Here is a 24,232-nt window from a genome sequence, read left to right on the forward strand (position 1 = left end):
GGCCGGGCCTCAGCGGTTGGCGTCGGAGTGCGTCATGGCGGTATAGAACAGCCAGGACACCAACAGGATGATCAGGAAGTACACCAGCGAAAACGCCGCTGCCGGACCGAGGTCGAATTGCCCTACCGCCATCTGCGTCAACGTCTGACTGAGGAAGGTTGTGGCATTGCCCGGCCCGCCGCCGGTGAGCACGAACGGCTCGGTGTAGATCATGAAACTGTCCATGAAGCGCAGCATCACCGCGATCAGCAGCACGCTCTTCAGCTTGGGCAACTGAATGTGGCGGAACACCGCCCAGGCCGAGGCGCGATCGATCCGCGCCGCCTGGTAATAGACGTCGGGAATCGCCCGCAAACCGGAGAAACACAGCAGCGCGACCAGCGAAGTCCAGTGCCAGACGTCCATCACCAGCACCGTCACCCAGGCGTCCATGGTGTTGGCCGCGTAGTTGTAGCTGATGCCCATCGCGTTGAGGCTGGAACCGAGCAGGCCGATGTCGGCGCGGCCGAAGATCTGCCAGATGGTGCCGACCACGTTCCACGGAATCAGCAGTGGTATCGCCAGAATGATCAGCACCACCGAGGACCAGCGACCCTTGGTCGGCATGGTCAGCGCGACGGCGATGCCCAGCGGGATTTCAATCAGCAGCACGCAGGCTGAATAGATGAACTGGCGCAGCAACGAGTCGTGCAAACGCGGGTCGAGCAGCACTTGCTTGTACCAGTCAGCGCCAACGAAGTAGCGGCTGGACTGGTCAAAGATGTCCTGCACCGAATAGTTGACCACGGTCATCATCGGGATCACCGCACTGAACGCCACCAGCAGGAACACCGGCAACACCAGCCACCAGGCCTTGTTGTTCTGCACCTTGTTCATGGCTGCACCTCCTCGTCGCTGACTTCCAGGAGAAATTCATCGGCATAGACCATCAGCCATTGCGCCGGAAAACTGATGTACGCGGTGCCCTGGGGTACCGGCTTGTCTTCGGCCAGACGCACCTTCAACGGCGCGCCGTCGAGGTTGAGAGTCATGATCTTGTAGGTGCCGAGGTCTTCGACGTGTACGACTTTGGCCTGCATCGCGTCGTCAAACGGCTCGTCCCACACATGAATGAACTCCGGGCGGATGCCGACCTTGAGGTTTTTCCACTGGCCGTGCTCGATATGGCGCTGCAAGGCGTCGGACAACGGCAGGTGCGTCGAAGCGAAACCGACGCCACCGGGCTGCGGCTGCACCTCAATCAGATTCATACCCGGGCTGCCGATGAAATAGCCGACAAAGGTGTGGCTCGGCCGCTCGAACAATTCCCGTGGCGTGCCGAACTGAACGATCTGACCGCCGTACATGACCGCGATCTTGTCGGCGAACGTCGAGGCTTCCAGTTGATCGTGGGTGACGTAGACCATGGTGATGTTGAACTGCTCGTGGATCTGCTTGAGCTTGCGCCGCAGCTTCCACTTCAGGTGCGGGTCGATCACCGTCAGCGGCTCATCGAAGAGGATTGCCGAGACGTCATCGCGCACCAGTCCACGACCCATGGAGACTTTCTGCTTTTCGTCGGCGGTGAGATTGCGCGCCTTCTTGCTCAGCAGATTCTGCAGGTCGAGCACCTCGGCAATTTCCTGCACCTTGCTGTGCACTTTCGCCTCGGCCATGCCCTGATTGCGCAGCGGGAAAGCGAGGTTGTCGAACACCGTCATGGTGTCGTAGACCACCGGAAACTGGAAAACCTGGGCGATGTTGCGCTTCTCCGGCGTGAGGTCGTTGACCGCTTTGCCGTCAAACAACACGTGGCCCTGGGACGGGCTGAGCAGGCCGGAAATGATGTTGAGCAAGGTCGACTTGCCGCACCCGGACGGGCCGAGCAAGGCGTAGGCGCCACCCTGCTCCCAGACGTGATCCATCTCGCGGATCGCATAATCCTCGGCGCCACTGGGGGTTTTGCTGTAGCTGTGGGCGAGGTGCTGCAAACGGATTTCGGCCATCAGGCAACCCTCGCGACACGCCGGCCCGGTGCTTGCACCAGACGGCCCTGCGCATCGAAAACGAACAGTTTGTGGGTCGGGATATAGATGCGGATCGGCGCATCGACGTCGTATTCGTGAACCCCCGGCAAGTGCAGCACCAACAGAAAGTGCTCGTTGCGCACGTGCAGAAAGGTTTCCGAACCGCTGATTTCGGCGACCTCGACGGTCACGGCCAATTCGAGATCGTCATCGTTGCTCGGCACCAGCGAGATATGACTCGGGCGTACGCCGAAGCGGAACTCACCCTCGCCCACCGGGCGCAGATCGACGTTCAACGGAAAGTGGACGAAGTTGGCGAAGCTGACTTCGTTGCCGGCAATGCGTCCCGGCATGAGGTTGATCGGCGGTTCGGAGAACAATTCAGCGGCGAGCACCGACTGCGGCTGGTGATAGACCTCGGTCGACGGGCCGCTCTGAATCACCCGGCCTTCGTGCAGGATGGTCGTGGTGCCGCCGAGGGCCAGCGCTTCGTTAGGCTCGGTGGTGGCGTAGATGGCGATGGTGTGGCGCGCCTTGAACAGCTCGCGCATTTCCTGTCGCAGCTCTTCGCGCAGCTTGTAGTCGAGGTTGACCAACGGCTCGTCGAAGAGGATCAGTTCAGCATCCTTGACCAGCGCGCGGGCCATGGCCGTGCGCTGTTGCTGCCCACCGGAGAGCTCCAGCGGATAGCGCTGCAAGAACTTCTCGATGCGCAGCATGCGTGCGGTTTCCTGCACCTTGCTGTGGATGATCTCTTTCGAGATGCCGGCCTGACGCAGTGGCGAGGCGATGTTCTCGAACACCGTCATGGTCGGGTAATTGATGAACTGCTGATAGACCATCGACACGTTGCGCAGCCGCACCGGGCGCTGGGTGACGTCGACGCCGTTCATCAGCACGCGGCCGCTGTCGGGCTTGTCGAGGCCGGCCATCAGGCGCATGAGGCTGGTCTTGCCGGACAGGGTGCGCCCGAGCAGAACGTTGAAGGATCCGGGTTCGAATTTCAGGCACGCATCGTCGATCCAGATCTGGCCCTCGACGGTACGGCTGACGTGCTCCAGGGTGAGTGACATGGCTCGGCCTTTTTTATTTTTGGAGTCAAGCGACCGGAGCAACAGAGCGACATTCGTGCCAGAAATGGCAAGTGGTTGATTTGCCGTGAAAATCGTTGATTGCACGGGGAAATTGCGTTCACAGCTGAACACTTTTGAACAGTCGGAGTGATTGACAATGAACAATAGTGAACAACACTCTATGCACTGTTCACCCCCATGCAGGAGCTGCCGAAGACTGCGATCTTTTGACTTTGACTTTGCTTTTTCAAGATCAAAATCAAAAGATCGCAGCCTTCGGCAGCTCCTACAGGGGATGGTGGACCTCATAACAATAATAAAATCGCTGCACTCAGAGGCTCGCCCCCATGGCCGCACCTGCTTCGCCGCTGTCCCACGACGCGATCGTCCAGACCTCCTGGCAACGTTGCCGCGCGTTCGGCCTCGACCACCAGAGCGCCCCGGCCTTCGATCAATTGCCCGCCGCCGGCATTGCACGGTTGCTCGACAGCCATCATTCGCTGGTGCAGACCACGCATCAGGAAGTCCTGCCCTACTACGAAAACATCCTCAGCAACTCCAACTGCCTGATCATGCTCGCCGACAATCAGGGCCAGGTGCTGACCTCATGGGGCACGCAGCGCTTTATCGAACCGAATCTGGCCCGGGGCTTTCAGGCCGGGGCGAGCTGGATGGAGCGCAGCAGCGGCACCAATGCAATCGGCACCGCACTGGCCTGTGAGCAGGCGGTGCACATCGAGCACGACGAACACTTCCTCAAGGCCAACCGCTTCATGACCGGCTCTGCCGCGCCGATTTTCGACGCCGAGCGCAAGGTCATCGCCGTGCTCGATGTCTCCAGCGACAGCTATCTGCCGCCCTCGCACACCCTCGGTATGGTCAAGATGATGAGCCAGACCGTGGAGAACCGGCTGATCCTCAACCTGTTCCATGGCCAGCATTTTCAACTGACCTTCAACACCGGGTTGAACAACCTCGACAGTCAATGGGCGGGGCTGCTGATCTTCGATGAGAGCGGACAGGTGCTGTCGGCGAATCGCCGCGCCGACAATTTGCTCGGTGTGCGTTTGTCCCGCGTCAGCGTTGAAAGCCTGTTCAAGGTGTCGCTGCTGGAGTTGATCAATCAGCCCGAGGGCTTGCCGTTTGCTTTGCAGACCTCCGGGCGCAACCGTTTCCAGTGCTTGCTGAAACGGCCGAAGCAGGCACCGGTGCAAGCGCGGGTGTTTGCCGCAGAGGACAAGCCTGCGCCAGCCAGTGCGATCAGCCTCAACACGCTGCATTTCGGCGACAGCCGTGTGGAAAAAGCCGTGCGCCAGGCCGAGCGTTTGCTGGAGAAAGACATTCCGCTACTGATTCACGGTGAAACCGGCGTCGGCAAGGAAGTGTTCGTCAAAGCCTTGCACCAAGCCAGCTCCCGGCAAAAACAGGCATTCATCGCGGTGAACTGTGCAGCGATCCCCGCTGAACTGGTCGAGTCCGAGTTGTTCGGTTACGAGAAAGGCGCGTTCACCGGGGCCAACCAGAAAGGCAGCATCGGCCTGATCCGCAAGGCCGACAAAGGCACGCTGTTTCTCGATGAGATCGGTGACATGCCGCTGCCGACCCAGGCGCGTTTGTTGCGCGTGTTGCAGGAGCGCTGCGTGCAGCCGGTGGGTAGCAGCGAGTTGTTCCCGGTTGATTTGCGGATCATTTCCGCGACCAACCGTTCGTTGCGCGAGCAGGTGCAACTGGGCCGATTCCGCGAAGATTTGTACTACCGCATCGGCGGCCTGACCCTGGAGCTGCCGCCGTTACGTGAGCGCAGTGACAAGCAGGCGCTGTTCAAACGACTGTGGGAGCAGCATCGCGAGCCGACGCAATGGGCCGGGCTGAGCCCGGAGGTGTTGGAGCTGTTTGAAAAGCATCCGTGGCCGGGGAATTTGCGTCAGGTCAGCAGCGTGATGCAGGTGGCGCTGGCAATGGCCGAGGAACAACCAGTGCGGCCGGAGCATTTGCCGGATGATTTTTTTGTCGATCTGGAGATGGAGCCGGTTGAGACGGCTGCGCCGCTGGGGCTGGATTTGAATGATGTTGAGGCGTTGAACAGGGAGTTGAAGGCGGCCGGGGGGAATATTTCGCATCTGGCGCGGCGGCTGGGGGTTAGCCGGAATACGCTGTACAAGCGGTTGCGGCAGATTGGCAATTAAAAGCCAGATCAAAAGATCGCAGCCTTCGGCAGCTCCTACAGGGATCGCGTTTCCATCGATCGTTCCCACGCTTCGCGTGGGAATGCAGCCCGGGACGCTCCGCGTCCCTAAAGAGCCGAACGCGGCGCGTCCGTTGAGGCATTCCCACGCAGAGCGTGGGAACGATCATGGTAGGGGCTTTGGGCCTCAGTCAGCCAGACGCCAGGTAGTCCCACCCTTGCCGTCTTCCAGCACGACACCCATCGCCGTCAGCTGATCACGGATACGATCGGACTCAGCCCAATCCTTGCCCGCCCGAGCTGCCAGGCGCGCCGCAATCAGTGCATCCACTTGCGCCGCATCGACCCGCCCTTCAGCGCCCGCCTGCAGGAAGTCATCGGCCTCAAGTTGCAACACCCCCAGCACACTCGCCAGTTCTTTCAGACGTGCCGCCAGCCCCGCCGCTGCATCAAGATCGCTCTCGCGCAGACGGTTGATCTCGCGCACCATCTCGAACAGCACAGCGCACGCTTCAGGGGTGCCGAAGTCGTCGTTCATCACCGTGGTGAAACGCTCGACGAACGCCTCGCCACCGGCCGGCGCCACGCTCGGCAGGCCTTTCAGCGCATGGTAGAAACGCTCCAGTGCGCCCTTGGCGTCCTTGAGGCTGTCTTCCGAATAGTTGATCGCGCTGCGGTAGTGGCTCGAGACCAACAGGTAACGCACCACTTCCGGGTGGTACTTGTCGAGCACGTCGCGGATGGTGAAGAAGTTGTTCAAGGACTTGGACATCTTCTCGCCATTGATGCGAATCATCCCGCAATGCATCCACGCGTTGGCGTAGGTCTTGCCGGTGGCCGCTTCGCTCTGGGCGATTTCGTTTTCGTGGTGCGGGAACTCCAGGTCGCTGCCGCCGCCATGAATATCGAAAGTCTCACCGAGGCAGCAGGTCGACATCACCGAGCACTCGATGTGCCAGCCCGGACGTCCGGCGCCCCATGGCGATTCCCAGCTCGGCTCGCCCGGCTTGGCGGCTTTCCACAGGACGAAGTCGAGCGGGTCTTGTTTCGACTCGTCGACCTCGATGCGCGCACCGATGCGCAAATCTTCGATCTTCTTGCGCGACAGCTTGCCGTAGCCCATGAACTTGGCGACGCGATAGTACACGTCGCCATTGCCCGGCGCGTAGGCGTAGCCCTTGTCGATCAGGGTCTGGATCATCGCGTGCATGCCGGCGATGTGATCGGTGGCGCGCGGTTCCATGTCCGGCTTCTGGATGTTCAGGCGCGCTTCGTCTTCGTGCATCGCGGCGATCATGCGCTCGGTCAGCGCTTCGAACGATTCACCGTTCTCGCGCGCACGATTGATGATCTTGTCGTCGATGTCGGTGATGTTGCGCACGTAGGTCAGGTCATAACCGCTGAAGCGCAGCCAGCGTGTCACCAGGTCGAACGCGACCATGCTGCGGCCGTGGCCGAGGTGGCAGTAGTCGTACACGGTCATCCCGCAGACGTACATGCGCACCTTGTTGCCATCCAGCGGCTTGAAGACTTCTTTGCTCTTGGTGAGCGTGTTGTAGATCGTTAGCACGTTAGTTCCTTGACTCACTCACTGGCCCCACGAATCACGCAGGGTCACGGTACGGTTGAATACCGGCTGACCGGGTTTCGAGTCCTTCAGATCCGCGACGAAGTAGCCTTCGCGCTCGAACTGGAAACGGTCTTCCGGCTGTGCGTTGCCGAGCGATGGCTCAGCGCGACAACCGGTCAGCACTTGCAGCGAGTCAGGGTTGATGTTGTCGAGGAAGCTGGCGCCGTCTTCGGCCTTTTCCGGGTTCGGCGAACGGAACAGGCGATCGTACAGACGTACTTCGCATTCGACGCTGGCGGCGGCCGGCACCCAGTGGATCACGCCTTTGACCTTGCGCCCTTCCGGGTTCTTGCCGAGGGTGTCCGGATCGTACGAGCAACGCAGTTCGACGATATTGCCGTCGGCGTCCTTGATCGCTTCGTCGGCACGGATCACGTAGCTGCCGCGCAGACGCACTTCACCGGCCGGTTCCAGGCGTTTGTAGCCCTTAGGCGGCTCTTCCATGAAGTCTTCGCGGTCGATGTAGATTTCCCGGGCGAACGGCAGCGCGCGCACGCCCATGTCTTCTTTCGGGTGGCGTGGCAGTTCGAGGTTTTCGACCTGGCCTTCCGGGTAGTTGGTGATGACCACTTTCAGCGGACGCAGCACGCACATGGCGCGCGGGGCGCTGTGGTCGAGGTCGTCGCGGATGCTGAATTCGAGCATGCCGAAATCGACCACGCCGTCGGACCGGTTGGTGCCGATCATTTCGCAGAAGTTGCGGATCGATTTCGGCGTGTAGCCACGGCGGCGGAAGCCCGACAGCGTGGACATGCGCGGATCGTCCCAGCCGTTGACGTGCTTCTCGTCAACCAGTTGCTTGAGCTTGCGCTTGCTGGTGATCGTGTAGTTCAGGTTCAGGCGGCTGAACTCGTACTGGCGCGGGTTCGCCGGCACCGGCAGGTTCTCCAGGAACCACTCGTACAGTGGACGATGGCTTTCGAACTCGAGGGTGCAGATCGAATGGGTGATGCCTTCGATGGCGTCCGACTGACCGTGGGTGAAGTCGTAGTTCGGGTAGATGCACCACTTGTCGCCGGTCTGGTGGTGATGCGCGTGGCGGATGCGATACATGATCGGGTCGCGCAGGTTCATGTTCGGCGAGGCCATGTCGATCTTCGCCCGCAGCACGCGCGCGCCGTCCGGGAATTCACCGGCCTTCATGCGCGCGAACAGGTCGAGGTTTTCCTCAACCGAACGGTCACGGAACGGGCTGTTCTTGCCCGGCTCGGTGAGGCTGCCACGGTATTCCTTGGCCTGCTCCGGGGTCAGGTCGTCGACGTAGGCCTTGCCGGCCTTGATCAGCTCGACGGCCCAGTCGTGCAACTGGTCGAAATACTGCGAGGCGTAGCGCACTTCACCGGACCATTCGAAGCCCAGCCATTTGACGTCGCTTTCGATGGCGTCGATGTATTCCTGGTCTTCCTTGGCCGGGTTGGTGTCGTCGAAACGCAGGTGCGTGACGCCACCGAACTCCTGGGCCAGGCCGAAGTTGACGCAGATCGACTTGGCGTGGCCGATGTGCAGGTAGCCGTTGGGCTCCGGCGGAAAGCGAGTCACGATCTGGGTGTGCTTGCCCGAGTCCAGGTCTGCCTGGATGATCGGCCGCAGGAAGTTGACCGGCACGGCAGGGCCGGACTTGGCATTCGAGGTAGGGTCGACAGTGGGCTTGCTCATAGGATCCTTGACGTACAGGTGCGCGGCCGCAAAGAGGGGCCAGACAAAACAAAGCCGCTATCATAGCCGATGCTGTCAAGGGCCTGACAGAGCAGCTCTTATAAAGGCACGCATTTAATCGCCGGGAAATGAAAAACCGCCTCGAAATTCGCGCCTGTCACGCTAAACTGCGCACCTTGGCCGAAGCAGGCTGAACCGGTTGTGGGGCTAAAGGTCCCAGAACCACGAATTCCCTATGAAGAGTAATGACCATGACTCAAGTCAAACTGACCACCAACCATGGCGACATCGTCATCGAACTGAACGCTGAAAAGGCGCCGATCACCGTTGCCAACTTCATCGAGTACGTCAACGCCGGTCACTACACCAACACCGTATTCCACCGCGTCATCGGCAACTTCATGATCCAGGGCGGCGGTTTCGAGCCTGGCATGAAAGAAAAGAAAGACAAGCGTCCAAGCATCCAGAACGAAGCGGACAACGGTCTTTCCAACGAAAAGTACACCGTCGCCATGGCCCGCACCATGGAGCCGCATTCGGCTTCGGCGCAGTTCTTCATCAACGTCGCCGACAACACCTTCCTCAACCACAGCGGCAAGACCACTCAGGGCTGGGGCTACGCGGTATTCGGTAAAGTGACCGCCGGCACCGACGTTGTCGACAAGATCAAAGGCGTGTCGACCACTTCCAAGTCCGGCCACCAGGACGTACCCGCAGACGACGTGATCATCGAGAAAGCCGAGATCATCGCAGCGTGATATTGCTGATTTCAGACTTGCATCTGGAAGAGGAGCGCCCGGACATTACCCGGGCGTTTCTGGATTTGCTCGCCGGACGCGCCCGCTCGGCGAGTGCGTTGTACATCCTCGGCGACTTCTTTGAGGCGTGGATTGGCGACGACGCCATGACGCCCTTTCAGCGTTCCATCTGCCAGGCCCTGCGCGATTTGAGCGACAGCGGCACGGCCATATTCCTGATGCACGGCAATCGCGACTTCATGCTCGGCAAGGCCTTCTGCAAACAGGCCGGCTGCACATTGCTGAAGGACCCGAGTGTCGTGCAGTTCTACGGCGAGCCAGTGCTGCTGATGCACGGCGACAGCCTGTGCACCCGCGACGTCGGCTATATGAAGCTGCGGCGTTATCTGCGTAATCCGATCACCCTGTTCATCCTCCGTCACCTGCCACTGCGCAGCCGCCATAAACTGGCGCGCAAGCTACGCAGCGAAAGCCGCGCACAGACGCGGATGAAGGCCAATGACATCGTCGATGTCACCCCGGAAGAGATTCCGCGAGTGATGCAGGAGTTCGGCGTGAAAACCCTGATCCACGGCCACACCCACCGCCCGGCAATTCACAAGTTGCAGCTGGGTGAACAAGCGGCGAAGCGGATTGTGCTGGGGGATTGGGATCGTCAGGGTTGGGCGTTGCAGGTGGATGAGAGCGGGTATGCCTTGGCGCCATTCGATTTCGCCCCGCCACCCGCCCTGCCCGCCCCTACGATTTAAAGCCAAACACAAAACCCTGTGGGAGCGAGCCTGCTCGCGAATGCAGTGTGTCACTCAGCAGTCGAGTGTCTGACACACCGCTTTCGCGAGCAGGCTCGCTCCCACAGGTGCTGCGTTTCAGGTTAATGCCCGCTGGCAGCCGGCCCGGCCTTGGCGGCAAACGGCGGCTTCGCCAGCCACACGATCAGAATCAACCCCATGAACCCCCAGCCCAGCAACGTGAAGTAATCCACGGTGGAGAGCATGTACGCCTGGCTCGTGAGGATCTGATCCATCTGCGCATACGCCGACTGGCTCGCCCCACCCAACTGATTCAGGGTCTCGCGGGTGGCAGGCTCAAACGTGCTGATGCTTTCGCTCATATACGCATGATGCTGATCGGCCCGGCGAATCCAGATCCAGGTGGTCAACGACGCCGCAAAGCTGCCGCCCAGTGTCCGCAGGAAAGTCGCCAGGCCTGCGCCATCAGCGATCTGGCTCGGCGGCAAGTCCGACATCAGAATACTCAGGGTCGGCATGAAGAACAGCGCCACGCCGATGCCCATGAACAACTGCACCAGAGCGATGTGCTGGAAGTCGACCTCGTTGGTGAACTCGGCGCGCATGAAACAGCTCAGGCCAATCGCCAGAAACGCAATGCCGGCGAGCAGACGCAGGTCGAACTTGTGCGCGTATTTGCCGACAAATGGCGACAGCAGCACCGGCAGAATCCCGATCGGCGCCACCGCCAGTCCCGCCCAGGTCGCGGTGTAACCCATTTGCGTTTGCAGCCACTGCGGCAGGATCAGGTTGATGCCGAAGAACCCGGCGTACCCCAGGACCAGCACCAGCGTGCCGATGCGGAAGTTGCGATAGGCGAACAGGCGCAGGTTGACCACCGGATGGCGGTCGGTCATTTCCCAGATCACGAACACCGCCAGCGCGACCACGGAAATCGCCGCGCCGACGATGATGAAGTTCGATTCGAACCAGTCCAGGTCATTGCCCTTGTCGAGGATCACCTGCAACGCGCCGACGCCAATGATCAGGGTGATCAGGCCGACGTAATCCATCGGCTGGCGACTGGTCACCACCGGCCGTTTCGCCAGTTGCGAACGCACCACCATCACCGCAAAGATGCCGATCGGTACGTTGATGAAGAAGATCCACGGCCAGCTGTAACTGTCGGTGATCCAGCCGCCGAGAATCGGCCCGGCAATCGGCGCGACCACCGTGACCATCGCCAGCAATGCCAGGGCCATCCCGCGTTTCGCCGGCGGATACACCGCGATCAACAGGGTCTGCGTCATCGGATACAACGGCCCGGCCACCAGGCCTTGCAGCACACGAAAGCCGATCAGCTCAGGCATCGAAGTGGAGATACCGCAGAGAAACGACGCCAGTACAAACAGCATCGTCGCCCACAGAAACAGCTTCACCTCGCCGAAGCGGCGGCTCAGCCAACCGGTCAGCGGCAGCGCAATCGCATTGCTCACGGCAAACGAAGTGATGACCCAAGTGCCCTGCTCCGAACTCACCCCGAGGTTGCCGGAAATCGTCGGCAACGCCACGTTGGCGATGGTCGTGTCGAGCACTTGCATGAACGTCGCCAGCGACAGGCCGATGGTGCTGAGCAACAGGCTGGGCGGCGTGAAAGAAGCGTTATTGCTCATTGTGAATCCTATGAAACCTGATGGTCGCTGCGGCCTGATGAACACAGCCGGCCCTGTGGGAACAGGCCCTTGTGGCGAGGGGATTTATCCCCGCTGGGTCGCGAAGCGGCCCCTCTTTTGGCTCAGGAAAAACGGGCCTGCTGCGCAGTCCGGCGGGGATAAATCCCCTCGCCACAGATAAATCCCCTCACCACAGATAACCGCTCACCACAGAGCCTACTTCTGATCCGGTGTGCTCTCAGCGCTGCGCGGTCTTGCCTGCTGCTGCGCTGTTGTCGTGAATCAACTGGGCAATCATCGCGTCCGCTTCGGCCAGTTGGCGCTCGTAGACGTTGGTGCTGAACGAGGCCTTTTGCGGCGGTTGCTGGGCCAGCACCGGGCCGCTCTGGTCGTGCAGATTGACCTCGACATTGGTCGACAGACCGACACGCAGCGGGTGCTTGGCCAGCTCTTCGGCGTTGATGTGGATACGCACCGGCACACGCTGAACAATCTTGATCCAGTTACCGGTGGCGTTCTGTGCCGGCAGCAGAGCAAACGCGCTACCCGTACCGGCACCGAGGCTGTCGACGGTGCCGCTGTATTTCACATCGCTGCCGTAAATATCGGCCTCGATATCGACAGGCTGGCCGATGCGCATGTCGCGCAGTTGGGTTTCCTTGAAGTTGGCGTCGATCCACAGCTGATCCAGCGGAATCACCGCCATCAACGCGGTGCCCGGCTGCACGCGCTGACCGAGTTGCACGGTGCGCTTGGCGACGTAACCGGTGACCGGCGCGATCAAGGTGCTGCGCGCATTGGTCAGATAGGCCTGACGCAGATCGGCAGCAGCCGACATCACGTCCGGGTGCGACGAGACCACGGTGTCGTCGACCAGTGCGCTGGTGGTTTTCAGTTGCTGTTTGGCGTTGGCCAGAGCGTTCTGCGCCGAGGTCAGGTCGTCGCGGGCGTGGGACAGCTCTTCCTGGGAAATCGCCCCGCCCTGAGCCAGGTTTTTGCGGCGGTTGTAGTTGTCCTGGGCCTTCTGCACTTCGGCCTGCTGCGCATTGACCTGAGCTTTCATGCCGTCGACGTTGCTGTACAAGCCGCGCACCTGACGCACGGTGCGGGCCAGTTTGGCCTTGGCACTTTGCAGGCCGACTTCGGCATCGTTGGGGTCGAAGTTGACCAGCACCTGGCCTTCCTGGACCAGATCACCGTCGTCAGCGCCGATGCTGACCACGGTGCCGGTGACCAGCGGTGTGATTTCCACGACGTTGCCATTGACGTAGGCATCGTCGGTGCTTTCGTTAAAGCGCCCGATGAACTCGTGATAGGCCCAGACGCCGGCAATGGCGAGCAGGACGACCACGGCGAGGGCCAGCAGCATCACCTTGCGTTTGCGCGGGTTGCCGGTGTCCGGGGTGTTGTCTTGAGCTTGGGTGTTTTCGGCAGTGGCCATGACAAATACCTTGAATTAATGGTGCGACGAGGCGGGGCTGGCGTTGGCTGCGTTCAGGTTTTCACCCTGAAAGCCGCCGCCCAGCGCTTGCATCAGTTGAATCGACAGGTCGATCTGCTCGGCATTGAGGGTCGCCAGCTGACGCTGGGCCTGGAGCAATTGCTGCTCGATGCTGAGCACGTCCAGGTAGTTGCCGATGCCGGAACCGTAACGCTGGACGACGGTGTTGTAAGAATCCTGAGCAATGTCGGTGGCATGTTGCTGCGCGCCAATCTGCCGGCCGATATCACGCAGCTGGTTGATGGTGTCGCCAACATCACCCAGGGCTTTCACCAGGCTTTTGTTGTACTGCGCCACCGCCAGATCGTAATCGGCGTCGCGCGCATCAAGGTTGGCGCGCAGGCGTCCGCCATCGAAAATCGGCAGCGATACGGTCGGCGCGATGTTGAAGAAGCGGCTGGCCGAACCGAACATCGCATCACCCAGCAACGACTCGGCGCCGGCCGAGGCCGACAGGTTGAGGTTGGGATAGAAGCGGGTTTTCGCCGCATCGATGTCTTTGCTCGCCGCCTCGACACGCCAGCGCGCCGCGACCAGATCCGGGCGGCGGCCGAGCAGTTCCGCCGGCAACACCGACGGCACCGCCACGGCGCTGGCTTGCAGAACTTTCGGTCGAGCGATTTCGTTGCCACGATCCGGGCCTTTACCGAGCAATACCGCCAAGGCGATTTTCGCGCTGTTCAGGCGTTTTTCCGCGTCGATCAGGCTGGCCTGGGAACTGGCTTCCAGACTCTGGGTTTGCTGGAACTGGTACTGGCTGTCGATCCCCGAACTCAAGCGGCGCTGACTGAGGTCGAGCATTTGCCGGGTGCGCTTGAGGTCTTCGCTGGCAAGGTCGTAAACGATGTGCGCCTGACCGAGATCGCTGTAAGCACGAGCGACGTCAGCGGCAAGTGTCAGCTGCGCGGCCTGACGGTCGACTTCAGCAGCGCGGGCCTCGCCGAGCGCGGCTTCCCAGGCAGCGCGCTGGCCGCCCCACAAATCGAAGTTGTAATTGAAGCCGGCGCTGACATTGCGCACCGTCGCGTAAGCCCCGCCCTGCCCCCGCGGATCCTGATCACGAGCCAGCCGCGAACGGCTGATGCCGGCGCTGGCGTCGAGGGTCGGATAACGTTCGGCATCGGCGGCATAGGCGGCGGCACTGGCCTGATGGGCGCGGGCTGCGGCGATCTGCATGTCCGGGCTGTCGTGCAGGGCTTCGCGGATCAGGCCGTCGAGTTGCGGATCGCCGAGGCTGCTCCACCAATCGCTTTTCGGCCACGCCGCCGGCGACAGAGTGACGCCTTCGAGAGACTGCGCTGTCTTCAGGCTCTTCGCGTCGAGGCGCTGGCCTTCGGTGTCGAGGCCGCTGTAATTGGCGCAACCGGCGAGGATCATCGCCGACAACAGCAGCGTCAGACTGCTGCGCAAAGTGTTAGCGCTCATTGTGATCACCTAGACGCTGGATGGTGATCGGGTCACCGGCGGCCAGCAGGATTTTCTTGAGGATGTATTCCAGGGTTTTCAGCTCTTCGCGGGAGATCGCGCCGGCCAGTTCATTCATCGCATCGGCACCGATGTGCGGCAGGCGATCAGCCAGTTGCTGGCCCTGCTCGGTCAGCTTCAACTGCACCTGACGCCGGTCGCCTTCGCTGCGCTGACGAAGCAGAAAAGCCTTCTGCTCGAGGCGATCGAGCATGCGCGTCATCGACCCGCTGTCCAGCGACAGATGGCGGCACAGCTCGGCCGGGGTGTCGACGCCGAACTGGGCCATGATGATCAACACCTTGAACTGCGCGGCGGTGATGCCGTGGGGTTCCATGTGGGTATCGATGATCCGGTCCTTGAGCAACGCGGCACGACCGAGCAACAGGCCGAGGTGGCAATGTTTGAATTCTTCCGGGGTGAAATGCTTCATGGGTCGACCTGATAACTGCCTAGGCAGTGAATGTATGTCGAGATGTTACTGCTTAGGCAGCGAATGTCAACGCAATAGTTAGGGGGCTTTGTAATTAATCACTGACCGGCCACGCGGGATCGTTCCCACGCTCCGCGTGGTAATGCAGCCGGGGACGCTCTGCGTCCGTTTTTTTGAGAGCCGGGACGCAGAGCGTCCCTTGAGGCATTCCCACGCAGAGCGTGGGAACGATCATTGAAGGGAGCGAGAGCTAGAAATCCCGCTTGTAGAAAATATCCAGCGAACTCGCCACGCCGCTCGCCGCTTCGACGTAGACCTTCTTGCTCAGCTTGTAGCGCAAGGCGATGGTGCTGGCCGGTTCGAAGACGCCGACGCCGTAGCGCAGGCTGAGTTTTTCGGAGATGTTGCCGCTGGCGACGACGCTGGTGTCGTTGCCGCTGCCCTGGGTGTCGAGCTGGAAATCCTCGATGCCCAGATCCTTGGCCAGACCACTGGTGACCCCGGCGCTGCCCATCAGGCCCAGGCCCAGCGCGGCTTGCGCGAGCATGTTGTTGTCTTCGCCATTGGTGCTCAGCGGGCGGCCCAGCACCAGGTACGACAGCGCCTGTTCCTGACTCATCGCCGGTTCGGAGAAGATCTGCGTGGTCGGCTGTTCGGCGCTGCCGCTCAGGCGAATACCGGCGATGACGTCGTCGGTCTGGCGGATCGCTTCGATGTCCAGATACGGCTGGTCGATGGGACCGGCGAACAACAGACGCGCGCGACGCACCGTCAGGCGCTGGCCATAGGCGCGATAGCGGCCGTCGTTGAGCCAGAGTTCGCCACGGGTGTCCATGTTGTCGCCGATGTGCACCTGACCTTGCAGATTGGCGGTCAGGCCGAAACCGGCAAAGCTCAGCTTGTCCTGGCCGACGATCACGTCGATGTCCATTTTCATCGCGATCGGTGGTTTGCCCTCTTCGGTCTGTGCGCCGACGATGATCGTGTCGTCGGAGACTTTTACCGTCGATGGCGGCAGCTCGCGCACGGTGATTTCGCCTTTCGGCACCAGCACCTTGCCAGCAACTTTCAGCTCATCGCCGGCCATGGAAATCTTCAGATCCGGAGCCATTTCCAGTTTGGCGTAGGGCTCGACGCTGACCGGCAATTGCGTGCCCTTGAGCGCCAGATCGACCACCAGCGCCTGCCCCCAGGCGACGTTGCCGTTGAGGCTGCCCTGACCGGTCTTGCCGCTTTGCCAGCCGCCGTCCAGGCGTACCGATTCACCGGCAATCGCCGCAGTCAGTTGCAGGTTCTGCAGCTCCATCGGCAGTTCGGCGCCGGACACTTCGCCATCGCTGAGCTGCACAGTGCCGTTGACCAGCGGCGCGAGCAAACCACCGGAGATCGTGCCACTGCCGTTGAGGCGGCCGGTGAGTTTCTCGACCATCGGTACAAACGGCCGCGCCACCGACAGGTCGAGGCCAGAGAGGCGGAACGAGCCGCTCAGCGGTTTGTTCTTCGGCAGCGGATTGAGCTGCGCCTGGACCATCAATTCGCCGAGTTTGCCGCCGACAAAATTGAGCTCGGTGTCGACCCGCTTGGGCGTGAGCTTGCTGCTGAGTTTGAGGGTCTGGTAGGGGAAATCCAGCCAGCGATCCTTGTCGCGCACGCGCAGGGTGCCGCCGCTGGCGTCGACACTGACCACGCCGTTCGGGCCGCTCGCCGGCAAGTCCAGTTGCAGATCGGCGTTGAGTCGGCCCTGCCAGGCGAAGTCTTTGGGCAACCATTGCGCGAGGCTTTCGATCGGGAATTGCTTGAGGTGATAACGCAGCTTCGGCTCGGGCATCAGGCGCTGGTCTTCGCCACACAGGCTGGCGTTGCCGGACAGCCAGCAATGCGCGCCGAAATTGATCTGGCCGTCCGCCAGGCGCTCCAGTCTGGCCGGGCTTTGCAGCTTCCAGTCCTGGCCACCGGCCTGAATGTCGCCACTGGCCAAGCGTCCGCGCCAGTTGCCCTTGTCCAGATTGCCGTCCAGCCCCAGCGCCAGTTTCAGCTTCGGTCCGATCAGGTCGAGGTTGAGTTTCTGGCTTTTGATATCGCCTTGAGCACTGGCGGTCAGGGTGCCGAGCGAAGTATCGCCGGTCTGAATGCCGCTGCCTTTGAGATTGATCTTCGCCCGCTGCGCACTGTCGAGCGTGGCGTCGAGGTTGAGGCTTTGCAGGCGGTTGTCCTGGAAGGCCAGTTGCGAACCTTGCAGATCGAGCTTGCCCTGCGGCGCCTTCAGCGTGCCGGCGACGTTGACCTGACCGTTGACCTGACCGCGCAATTGCGGCCACAGCTGGGCCAGACGCGGCAGTTTGATGTCGATCTGTCCGCCGAGTTTGTCCTGCAGGCTGCCCTTGCCATTGATGCTGTTGTCGCCGAGGCGGATCTGCAGGGCATTGAGGTTCCAGCGCTCGCCCGCGCCGTCAGCCTTGGCCTGCAGAATCGCCGGTTGGCCGCGCAATTTGCCTTTGAGGTCGAGGTCGGCGCTGAGGCTGAGCTGATCATTCTTCATCTCGCCCTTACTCTTCAACGGCCCGGCCAGAGTACCCGGCAGTTCGGCGACCCAGTACGCCGGGTTGAGCGCCGACAGATCCAGCGCAGTATCCCAGGCGATGCCATCGGCGAAGCGCACATTCACGTGTCCTTCGGCCTTGCCCTGCCCGGCCTGCATGACCAGTTGCGGCAAGGCGATCTGTTCCAGACTGCCGCTGAACGGACTGCTCAGGGTGAACGCCCCGGCAGGGCCATCCAGCGCGGCGTCGAAGTTGCCGAGGTACTGACCGTCGGTGTAGGACACTTCGCCGGTGAAGGTACGCAATGCGACTTGCGGCTCGTCGATTTCCGGATAGAGCCGGTGCCACGGGAAGTCTTGCCAGTTGATATTGGCCTGGGCGCTGAGACCCTTGCTCCAGTCGACATTGCCGGTGAGCTTGAGGCTTTGCGCGTCGTTGGCGTTGAGGTCGAGGCCGGCGATCTGCGCGCCGTTGGCGTCAACCTTGCCCTTGAGCAGCAGCGCCACCGGTGATTTCTCGGCGGGCAGAGTGGCGTTGCCGAGCAGTTGATAACCGTTTTTCAGGTCGCCTTCGCCGGTGAGCACGAGCTGATTGAATTGCAGGGTGTCCGGCAGATCGGCGCTCGGCTTGAACGCATCGCTGGTGATGCGCAGCTTGGCCGGCAGGTTTTCCGCCAGCGCTTGCAGCTCGCCGCTCAACTGGCCGTCGAGGTAGCCGCGGCTGTCGGCGTGCAGGTTGAGGGTTTTCAGCAGATCACCTTCAACTTTCAGCGCCAGCGTCCACGGCTCGCTGCCGGGAGACGGCAAAGTCAAATCGCCCTGAATCGTCAGCGGCCAGTTGCCGCTCGGTTGCAGCAGGCCGGACAGGTTCAGGCTGAGCTCGTCGCGCTGCAATTTCACGCTGTCGATCTGCAGGCCTTGTGCGGTCCAGTGCGCCGCCAGTTGCAAACCCTTGAGCTGTTCGCTGCCGTTGAACAACAGGCTGCCGACTTCGACATCGCCCAGTTCAATGGCCAACGGCAATTGCAGGTCCGGCAGTTTGATCGGGCCGCTCTCGGTGGTTTCTTCGCTCGGCGGGAATTGCAGGACGACCTGATCGGCCTTGAGCTGATCGATGCACAAGGTCATGCGCGTCAGGCACAGCGGCGACCAGGCGAAGATTGCCTTGTTCAGCTCGACACGGCTGGTGTCCTGCTGCCACACCAGGTGATCGGCACTCCACTGCCCAGCGAGGCGACCGTGGAAATTCTCCACGCTCAGGCCAGGTACAAGGCCCAGCGCCCAACGGCTGCCGGCCTGCGTGCCAAGCAGTGCGGCCAGGCTCAAGACAATCAACACGACCAGCGCCAACAGCGTCAGCGCCGTTATTTTCACACCACGCTTCACAGCTCAGGCCCCATGGAAAAGTGCAGCCGGATGCCGCCGTCGTCGTCCAGCGCATGGGCCAGGTCAAGGCGGATCGGCCCGACCGGAGAGACCCAGCGCACACCTACACCGACCCCGGTCTTGAGGTCGGGCAGTTCGAGTTTGTTGAAAGAGTTGCCTTGGTCGACGAAGGTCGCGACCCGCCATTTCTCGGCGATCGAATACTGATACTCGACGCTGCCGGCAATCATGTAGCGGCCACCGATGCGGTCGCCGTCAGAGTTTTTCGGCGACAGGCTCTGATAGTCGTAACCGCGCACGCTCTGATCGCCACCGGCAAAGAAGCGCAGCGACGGCGGAATCAAGTTGTAGCCGTTGGTGGCGCTGCCGCCGACCTGCACGCGGCCGAGCAGGCGGTGCTTGTCGAACACCGTGGTCAGGCCCTTGACCAGCGCGGTGCCGTATAAAAGGTTGTTGTCCGAACCGAGGCCTTCCTTGGCCACTTTGCTTTCGAAGCTCAGGCGATAGCCGTTGCGCGGGTCGATGCGGTTGTCGCTTTTCAGATAGGAATAACTGATGCCGGGCATCAGCAACGTGCTCAGGCCGGAGTCGTCGCCGAGTTCGTATTCTTCACGTTGCCATTTCAGCGAGATCACCCGCTGCCAGCCGCTGGGCAACTTGCTGTGCCATTCCGGGCCGAAAGTCAGCAGCTTGCTGAGGGTGTCGGAGCCTTCGATGTCTTCGAACTGATAGCCGCCGGCCCAGCGCAGTTTGTCGGTCAGTGGTGGGTCGAGCGGGATGTCGTAGAACAGCCCGACGTTCTGCCGGGGCGCCGAAAGTTCGGCCTCCCAGCCATAGCTGTCGCCCTGCGGGTTGACCCAGTGACGCGTCCAGTTGGCCTTGATCCGTGGCCCGACGTCGGTCGAATAACCGAGGCCCAGGCCCATGGTGCGCGGCTTGCGCGTGTCGAGTTTGACGGCGACCGGAATCACATCGTTCTGCGCTGCCGTCGGTGCCGCGTCGACACGCACGCCTTCGAAATAGCCGCTCGATTGCAGGTCGCGATTGAGTTCGGCGATCAGTTCCGAATCGTAAGGCTCGCCTGCCTTGAACGGCACCATGCGTTGCAGCAGGTCTTCGTCGAAGGGCGTGTCGCCCTCGAAACTGACTTTGCCCAGCGTATAGCGCGGGCCGCTGTCGTAGATCAATTCGATGTCGGCCACGCCCGCGCGCGGATCGACCATGAGCTTCTGGCTGGTGAAATGACCGCTGAAGTAACCGAAGCGCGAGGCCTGGTTCTGGATCACCCGTTTGGCGTCTTCGTAACGGCCATGGTTGAGCACGGCGCCGGACTTGAGCAGGTCGCTTTTCGGCACGCGAAAGGATTTCAGCGAGGCTGCCGGGCCGTCGACGCGCACGGTGACGTTGCGCAGGCGAATCGGTTCGCCGGGATCGATGTTCAGCACCAGACGCGGTTTTTCCCCGCCCTTGACGTCACTGTCGATCTGCGGCTGGTAGTAGCCCAACGCCTGCGCCGCTTTGCGCGCCTGCTCTTCGGCGCCGCGACTGAAACGCAGCAAGGCTTCTTCGTCGCGATCGCCGAGGCTGCCGATATAGCCTTCTATATTGGCCTTGAGTTCATCGTTGGACGGCTTGATCCGTACATCCAATTCACTTTGCGCCAGCGCCGCGCAGCTGGATAACAGCATCAGCACGCCGCTGGTAAATCTTCGTGGAAACTTCATAGGCGCGGATGCTATCACGGGCTCGGGAGCCTGATAGAACAGGTAATTTGTGAAGAAGTTCGATCATTATCCCGTTGCTGTTTGTAACACCTGCGGATTGGCGTGGAAAAATACGTGTTCGCGCACCGGCCCGACGGCAACCTCGCCGATCTCCTGATAACCCTGCCTTTTATAGAATTCCAGGTAGCGCGGGTTGCCGGTGTCGAGCACCACGCCTTGCGATGTTTCATCAACGGCGCACCAGTTGTGCACGGCAGTGAGCAATTGTTCGCCGTAGTGCTTGCCCTGAAACTGCGGATGCACACCGAGCAACGGCAGCATGTGCACCGAGTCACCCGGCACGCATGCAGCAACGGCATCGTGATACTCCAGATAACGCCGGGTGCAGCGAAAACCGGTGCTGAGCACCATGCGCAGGCGCCATGCCCAGCTTTCAGTAACGCCCAGGCGCCGTTGCGGCGGTGCGATCAGGGCGATGCCGATCAAGCGATCGTTGACCAACAGGCCGATCGCCGGCAGGTCCTGGAGAAAATGCTGTTTGACCAGCTCGCGCACCGTGGCGCGCACGCGCTGTTCGTAGCCGGGACGCTCGGCTTCGAAAAGGTAGCCGAAGGTCGGCTCGTGGCGATAGGCCTGATACAGCAACGAGCGGGCTTCGCGCGAATAGCCGCGGTCGAGCATGTGGATGTCGGCAACGGCGGTCTGGGTTTCAGGCATTGCAGTGATTCTCCCCGGGGGCGCGCTCGGAGGCTGGCGCGCTTGTTGGTACGAACCTTGGGCGGATGTGGTGGTTCCCCTGACAGGTTAGACCAGCCTCGGATCTTCATCGACTGGGGCGGGCCTCATCGCTGGCAAGCCAGCTCCCACAGTGTCTGCGTCGTTCACAACATTTACATACACCACAGAAACCTGTGGGAGCTGGCTTGCCAGCGATGGGGCCGGGACAAGCGCTACAAATCCCACAGGTGAAATTGATTTCTCCCACACTGGCCCATCTCCCCCATGTCAGCTAGCATCGCCCTTTTGCCAGGACTGCCGACCATGAAGATTGTTTCCTTCAACATCAACGGACTGCGTGCCCGTCCGCATCAGCTGGCAGCGCTGATCGAAAAACATCAGCCCGACGTGATCGGCCTGCAGGAAACCAAGGTCCACGACGACCAGTTCCCCCTCGAAGACATCCGCGCCCTCGGCTACCACGTGCACTTCCATGGCCAGAAAGGTCATTACGGGGTCGCCCTGCTCTCGCGCAACGAACCGATCGCCATCCATAAAGGCTTCGCCACCGATGAAGAAGACGCGCAGCGGCGCTTTATCTGGGGCACTTTTGCCGATGCCAACGGCGTGCCGGTGACGATCATGAACGGCTATTTCCCACAAGGTGAAAGCCGCGACCACCCAACCAAATTCCCTGCCAAGGAGCGTTTCTACAGCGACCTGCAAGCGCTGCTGGAAAGCCAGTTCCACAATGAACAGCCACTGGTGGTGATGGGCGATGTGAACATTTCCCCGGAAGACTGCGACATCGGCATCGGCCCGGACAACATGAAGCGCTGGCTGAAAACCGGCAAATGCAGCTTCCTGCCGGAAGAACGCGAGTGGATGGCGCGCCTGAAAAACTGGGGCCTGACCGACAGCTACCGTCACCTCAATCCCGACGTGAGCGACATGTTCAGCTGGTTCGACTACCGCAGCCGTGGCTTTGAAGATGAGCCCAAACGCGGCCTGCGCATCGATGTAATTCTGGCTTCCCATGGCCTGCTGCCACGGGTCAAGGATGCCGGCGTGGACTACGAACTGCGCGGCATGGAAAAGCCATCGGACCATGCGCCGATCTGGCTTGAGCTGGCCTGATCCAGACTGAGGGAATTTTCATTGTGGGAGCGAGCCTGCTCGCGAATGCGGTGGATCAGTGACAAATTTTTCGACTGACACGCCGCCTTCGCGAGCAGGCTCGCTCCCACAGGTAATCCCCTGTCATATTTCGGTCACGCGTCTGACTTAATCTCCCCGGCAATCCCCTTGGCTTGATTCGGTGCCGGCATGACCCTGCGTGTTCTCTGCGTTTTCCTGTTGAGTGGCTGGCTGTCGATCTACGCCGCCGCCCTGCCGATCCCCGAAAACGGCCCGGCTTTACGCATTCAGGGTTCCAACACCATCGGTGCCGATCTTGGTCCGGCGCTGGTCGAAGGCCTGTTGCAGGAACAAGGCCTGCTGAAAATCCACCGCGAAACCCCGGACACCGCCAACGAACAACGCATCGTCGGCCAGACCGCACAAGGGCAACGCGTGATCATCGAAGTTGCCGCTCACGGTTCCAGCACCGGTTTCGCTGCGTTGAAAAACGCCAGCGCCGATCTGGCCGCCTCTTCCCGTGAGATCAAGGACAGCGAGCTGCTTGCCCTGCAAGCCCTCGGCGATCTGAAAAGCCCGGCGGCCGAGCAAGTCATTGCCATCGATGGCCTGGCGATTATCCTCAACCCGGCCAACCCGCTTGAGCAGTTGAACACCGAGCAACTGGCGCGGATTTTTGCCGGCGAAGTGAAAACCTGGGAAGAACTCGGTGGCCGTGGCGGCGCCATTCATTTATATGCGCGGGATGATCAATCGGGGACGTACGACACGTTCAAGGAACTGGTTCTGAGCCGGCGTGGGAAAAGTCTGAGCAGCGCGGCGAAACGTTTCGAATCCAGCGAGCAATTGTCCGATGCAGTCAGCAACGATCCGCAAGGTATCGGCTTCATCGGCTTGCCCTATGTGCGTCAAGCCAAAGCCGTAGCGATTGCCGACGGCGCGTCGCAAGCGATGCTGCCGCTGAACAGCCTGATCGCCACCGAAGACTATCCGCTGTCGCGGCGCCTGTTCTTTTATCTGCCGCCCGACACACAGAATCAGTGGGTGCAGGCGTTGGCCAGCTTTGCCCAGAGCCCAGAGGGTCAGGCGATCGTCGCGGCCAGCGGTTTTGTCAGCCAGACCGTACAAGCCATGAGCGTGGCGCCGAATGCGCTGATGCCCGAGGGTTACCAATCCCTCAGCCGGCATGCCCAGCGTCTGACAGTGAATTTCCGTTTTGCCGAGGGCAGCGCCAGTCTGGACAACAAGGCGCGGCAGGATCTGGCGCGGGTGCTCGACTATATAAAGCGCCATGGCAAGACCGAACGGGCGGTGACGCTGGTGGGGTTTGGTGATTTGAAGGATGACCCGGCGCGGGCCGATCTGCTGTCGAAGCTGCGAGCGATGGCGGTGCGGCGCGAGCTGGTCAGAAACGGTGTGGTCATGCGCGAAGTACGCGGCTTTGGTGCACTGATGCCGGTGGCGACCAACAGTGCGGATGAGGGGCGGATCAAGAACCGGCGGGTTGAGGTTTGGGTGTATTGATCCTGATGTCGATGTGCTGAGTGTACAGGCCCTTTCGCGAGCAGGCTCGCTCCCACATTGGATCTGTGGCGTGCACAAATCTTGTGGGAGCGAGCCTG

17 protein-coding genes are annotated in these 24,232 nt (G+C 61.2%); 5 read left to right on the top strand and 12 right to left on the bottom strand.

The genetic code is table 11. The features are described from left to right. Positions 1-9: 9 nt before the first annotated feature. From FEE99_RS21515 to FEE99_RS21525, 3 genes are read right to left on the bottom strand one after another with little or no spacing between them, the layout of a single operon-like run. A complete protein-coding gene (locus FEE99_RS21515) occupies positions 10-876 on the bottom strand; it encodes a carbohydrate ABC transporter permease (RefSeq protein ID WP_007912484.1) in 867 nt (288 codons plus the stop codon). Beyond that, positions 873-1,985: an ABC transporter ATP-binding protein gene (locus FEE99_RS21520; RefSeq protein WP_041477087.1), complete on the bottom strand. Its 1,113-nt coding sequence runs from the start codon at positions 1,983-1,985 to the stop codon at positions 873-875. The genes FEE99_RS21515 and FEE99_RS21520 overlap by 4 nt, the downstream gene beginning before the upstream one ends. After that, on the bottom strand, positions 1,985-3,079 hold the full coding sequence (locus FEE99_RS21525; RefSeq protein WP_016775291.1) for an ABC transporter ATP-binding protein: 1,095 nt from the start codon (positions 3,077-3,079) through the stop codon (positions 1,985-1,987). Before FEE99_RS21525 ends, FEE99_RS21520 begins: the two co-directional genes overlap by 1 nt. Before the next feature lie 347 nt (positions 3,080-3,426). On the opposite strand from FEE99_RS21525, the gene FEE99_RS21530 reads away from it, so the two are divergent. After that, positions 3,427-5,265: a sigma-54-dependent Fis family transcriptional regulator gene (locus tag FEE99_RS21530; protein ID WP_041477088.1), complete on the top strand. Its 1,839-nt coding sequence runs from the start codon at positions 3,427-3,429 to the stop codon at positions 5,263-5,265. Positions 5,266-5,451: 186 nt separating this feature from the next. Here the strand turns inward: FEE99_RS21530 and cysS are convergent, their stop codons facing one another. Both cysS and FEE99_RS21540 read right to left on the bottom strand, forming a co-directional pair. After that, positions 5,452-6,834, bottom strand: coding sequence for a cysteine--tRNA ligase (gene cysS / locus FEE99_RS21535; RefSeq protein ID WP_041477091.1), 1,383 nt, complete (start codon positions 6,832-6,834; stop codon positions 5,452-5,454). Between the two features lie 18 nt (positions 6,835-6,852). After that, positions 6,853-8,550: a glutamine--tRNA ligase/YqeY domain fusion protein gene (locus FEE99_RS21540; RefSeq protein ID WP_041477092.1), complete on the bottom strand. Its 1,698-nt coding sequence runs from the start codon at positions 8,548-8,550 to the stop codon at positions 6,853-6,855. A 251-nt stretch (positions 8,551-8,801) separates the two neighbouring features. On the opposite strand from FEE99_RS21540, the gene FEE99_RS21545 reads away from it, so the two are divergent. Together FEE99_RS21545 and lpxH are read left to right on the top strand one after the other, a co-directional pair. Continuing rightward, a complete protein-coding gene (locus FEE99_RS21545) occupies positions 8,802-9,308 on the top strand; it encodes a peptidylprolyl isomerase (protein ID WP_039763494.1) in 507 nt (168 codons plus the stop codon). After that, positions 9,305-10,057 (top strand): UDP-2,3-diacylglucosamine diphosphatase, encoded by a 753-nt coding sequence (gene lpxH / locus FEE99_RS21550; protein ID WP_041477093.1) that lies wholly within the window; start codon positions 9,305-9,307, stop codon positions 10,055-10,057. Before FEE99_RS21545 ends, lpxH begins: the two co-directional genes overlap by 4 nt. 122 nt (positions 10,058-10,179) lie before the next feature. On the opposite strand, the gene FEE99_RS21555 is transcribed toward lpxH, so the two are convergent. The 7 genes from FEE99_RS21555 to FEE99_RS21585 form a co-directional block, all read right to left on the bottom strand. Continuing rightward, positions 10,180-11,709: a DHA2 family efflux MFS transporter permease subunit gene (locus tag FEE99_RS21555; protein WP_039763332.1), complete on the bottom strand. Its 1,530-nt coding sequence runs from the start codon at positions 11,707-11,709 to the stop codon at positions 10,180-10,182. Positions 11,710-11,947: 238 nt separating this feature from the next. Next, a complete protein-coding gene (locus tag FEE99_RS21560) occupies positions 11,948-13,150 on the bottom strand; it encodes an HlyD family secretion protein (RefSeq protein WP_016775298.1) in 1,203 nt (400 codons plus the stop codon). Between the two features lie 15 nt (positions 13,151-13,165). Next, positions 13,166-14,635 (bottom strand): efflux transporter outer membrane subunit, encoded by a 1,470-nt coding sequence (locus FEE99_RS21565; RefSeq protein WP_041477095.1) that lies wholly within the window; start codon positions 14,633-14,635, stop codon positions 13,166-13,168. Then, a complete protein-coding gene (locus tag FEE99_RS21570) occupies positions 14,625-15,107 on the bottom strand; it encodes a MarR family winged helix-turn-helix transcriptional regulator (RefSeq protein ID WP_016775300.1) in 483 nt (160 codons plus the stop codon). The genes FEE99_RS21565 and FEE99_RS21570 overlap by 11 nt, the downstream gene beginning before the upstream one ends. A gap of 250 nt (positions 15,108-15,357) precedes the next feature. Then, the gene (locus FEE99_RS21575) at positions 15,358-19,032 is read right to left on the bottom strand and encodes a translocation/assembly module TamB domain-containing protein (protein WP_041477096.1); all 3,675 of its coding nucleotides are present in this window, start codon (positions 19,030-19,032) and stop codon (positions 15,358-15,360) included. Further along, complete coding sequence (locus FEE99_RS21580) at positions 19,029-20,756, bottom strand: autotransporter assembly complex protein TamA (RefSeq protein ID WP_041477098.1); 1,728 nt, start codon at positions 20,754-20,756, stop codon at positions 19,029-19,031. The genes FEE99_RS21575 and FEE99_RS21580 overlap by 4 nt, the downstream gene beginning before the upstream one ends. A 66-nt stretch (positions 20,757-20,822) precedes the next feature. Further along, positions 20,823-21,473, bottom strand: a complete 651-nt coding sequence (locus FEE99_RS21585) for a GNAT family N-acetyltransferase (RefSeq protein WP_041477100.1) — start codon at positions 21,471-21,473, stop codon at positions 20,823-20,825. Between the two features lie 324 nt (positions 21,474-21,797). Between FEE99_RS21585 and xthA the strand changes: the two genes are divergently transcribed. Further along, positions 21,798-22,610, top strand: a complete 813-nt coding sequence (xthA, locus tag FEE99_RS21590) for an exodeoxyribonuclease III (protein WP_041477104.1) — start codon at positions 21,798-21,800, stop codon at positions 22,608-22,610. Between the two features lie 189 nt (positions 22,611-22,799). After that, the gene (locus FEE99_RS21595; RefSeq protein ID WP_041477106.1) at positions 22,800-24,134 is read left to right on the top strand and encodes a substrate-binding domain-containing protein; all 1,335 of its coding nucleotides are present in this window, start codon (positions 22,800-22,802) and stop codon (positions 24,132-24,134) included. Positions 24,135-24,232 lie beyond the last annotated feature (98 nt).

It is taken from the genome of Pseudomonas sp. ef1, assembly GCF_007293365.2.
In the GTDB taxonomy this organism is placed as follows: Bacteria; Pseudomonadota; Gammaproteobacteria; order Pseudomonadales; family Pseudomonadaceae; genus Aquipseudomonas; species Aquipseudomonas siliginis.

Bases quoted from the DNA above. Each gene is read 5' to 3' on its own strand.
- FEE99_RS21515 (WP_007912484.1), bottom strand. From the start codon at position 876: ATGAACAAGGTGCAGAACAACAAGGCCTGGTGGCTGGTGTTGCCGGTG.
- FEE99_RS21520 (WP_041477087.1), bottom strand. From the start codon at position 1,985: ATGGCCGAAATCCGTTTGCAGCACCTCGCCCACAGCTACAGCAAAACC.
- FEE99_RS21525 (WP_016775291.1), bottom strand. From the start codon at position 3,079: ATGTCACTCACCCTGGAGCACGTCAGCCGTACCGTCGAGGGCCAGATC.
- FEE99_RS21530 (WP_041477088.1), top strand. From the start codon at position 3,427: ATGGCCGCACCTGCTTCGCCGCTGTCCCACGACGCGATCGTCCAGACC.
- FEE99_RS21540 (WP_041477092.1), bottom strand. From the start codon at position 8,550: ATGAGCAAGCCCACTGTCGACCCTACCTCGAATGCCAAGTCCGGCCCT.
- FEE99_RS21545 (WP_039763494.1), top strand. From the start codon at position 8,802: ATGACTCAAGTCAAACTGACCACCAACCATGGCGACATCGTCATCGAA.
- FEE99_RS21555 (WP_039763332.1), bottom strand. From the start codon at position 11,709: ATGAGCAATAACGCTTCTTTCACGCCGCCCAGCCTGTTGCTCAGCACC.
- FEE99_RS21560 (WP_016775298.1), bottom strand. From the start codon at position 13,150: ATGGCCACTGCCGAAAACACCCAAGCTCAAGACAACACCCCGGACACC.
- FEE99_RS21565 (WP_041477095.1), bottom strand. From the start codon at position 14,635: ATGAGCGCTAACACTTTGCGCAGCAGTCTGACGCTGCTGTTGTCGGCG.
- FEE99_RS21570 (WP_016775300.1), bottom strand. From the start codon at position 15,107: ATGAAGCATTTCACCCCGGAAGAATTCAAACATTGCCACCTCGGCCTG.
- FEE99_RS21580 (WP_041477098.1), bottom strand. From the start codon at position 20,756: ATGAAGTTTCCACGAAGATTTACCAGCGGCGTGCTGATGCTGTTATCC.
- FEE99_RS21585 (WP_041477100.1), bottom strand. From the start codon at position 21,473: ATGCCTGAAACCCAGACCGCCGTTGCCGACATCCACATGCTCGACCGC.
- xthA (WP_041477104.1), top strand. From the start codon at position 21,798: ATGAAGATTGTTTCCTTCAACATCAACGGACTGCGTGCCCGTCCGCAT.
- FEE99_RS21595 (WP_041477106.1), top strand. From the start codon at position 22,800: ATGACCCTGCGTGTTCTCTGCGTTTTCCTGTTGAGTGGCTGGCTGTCG.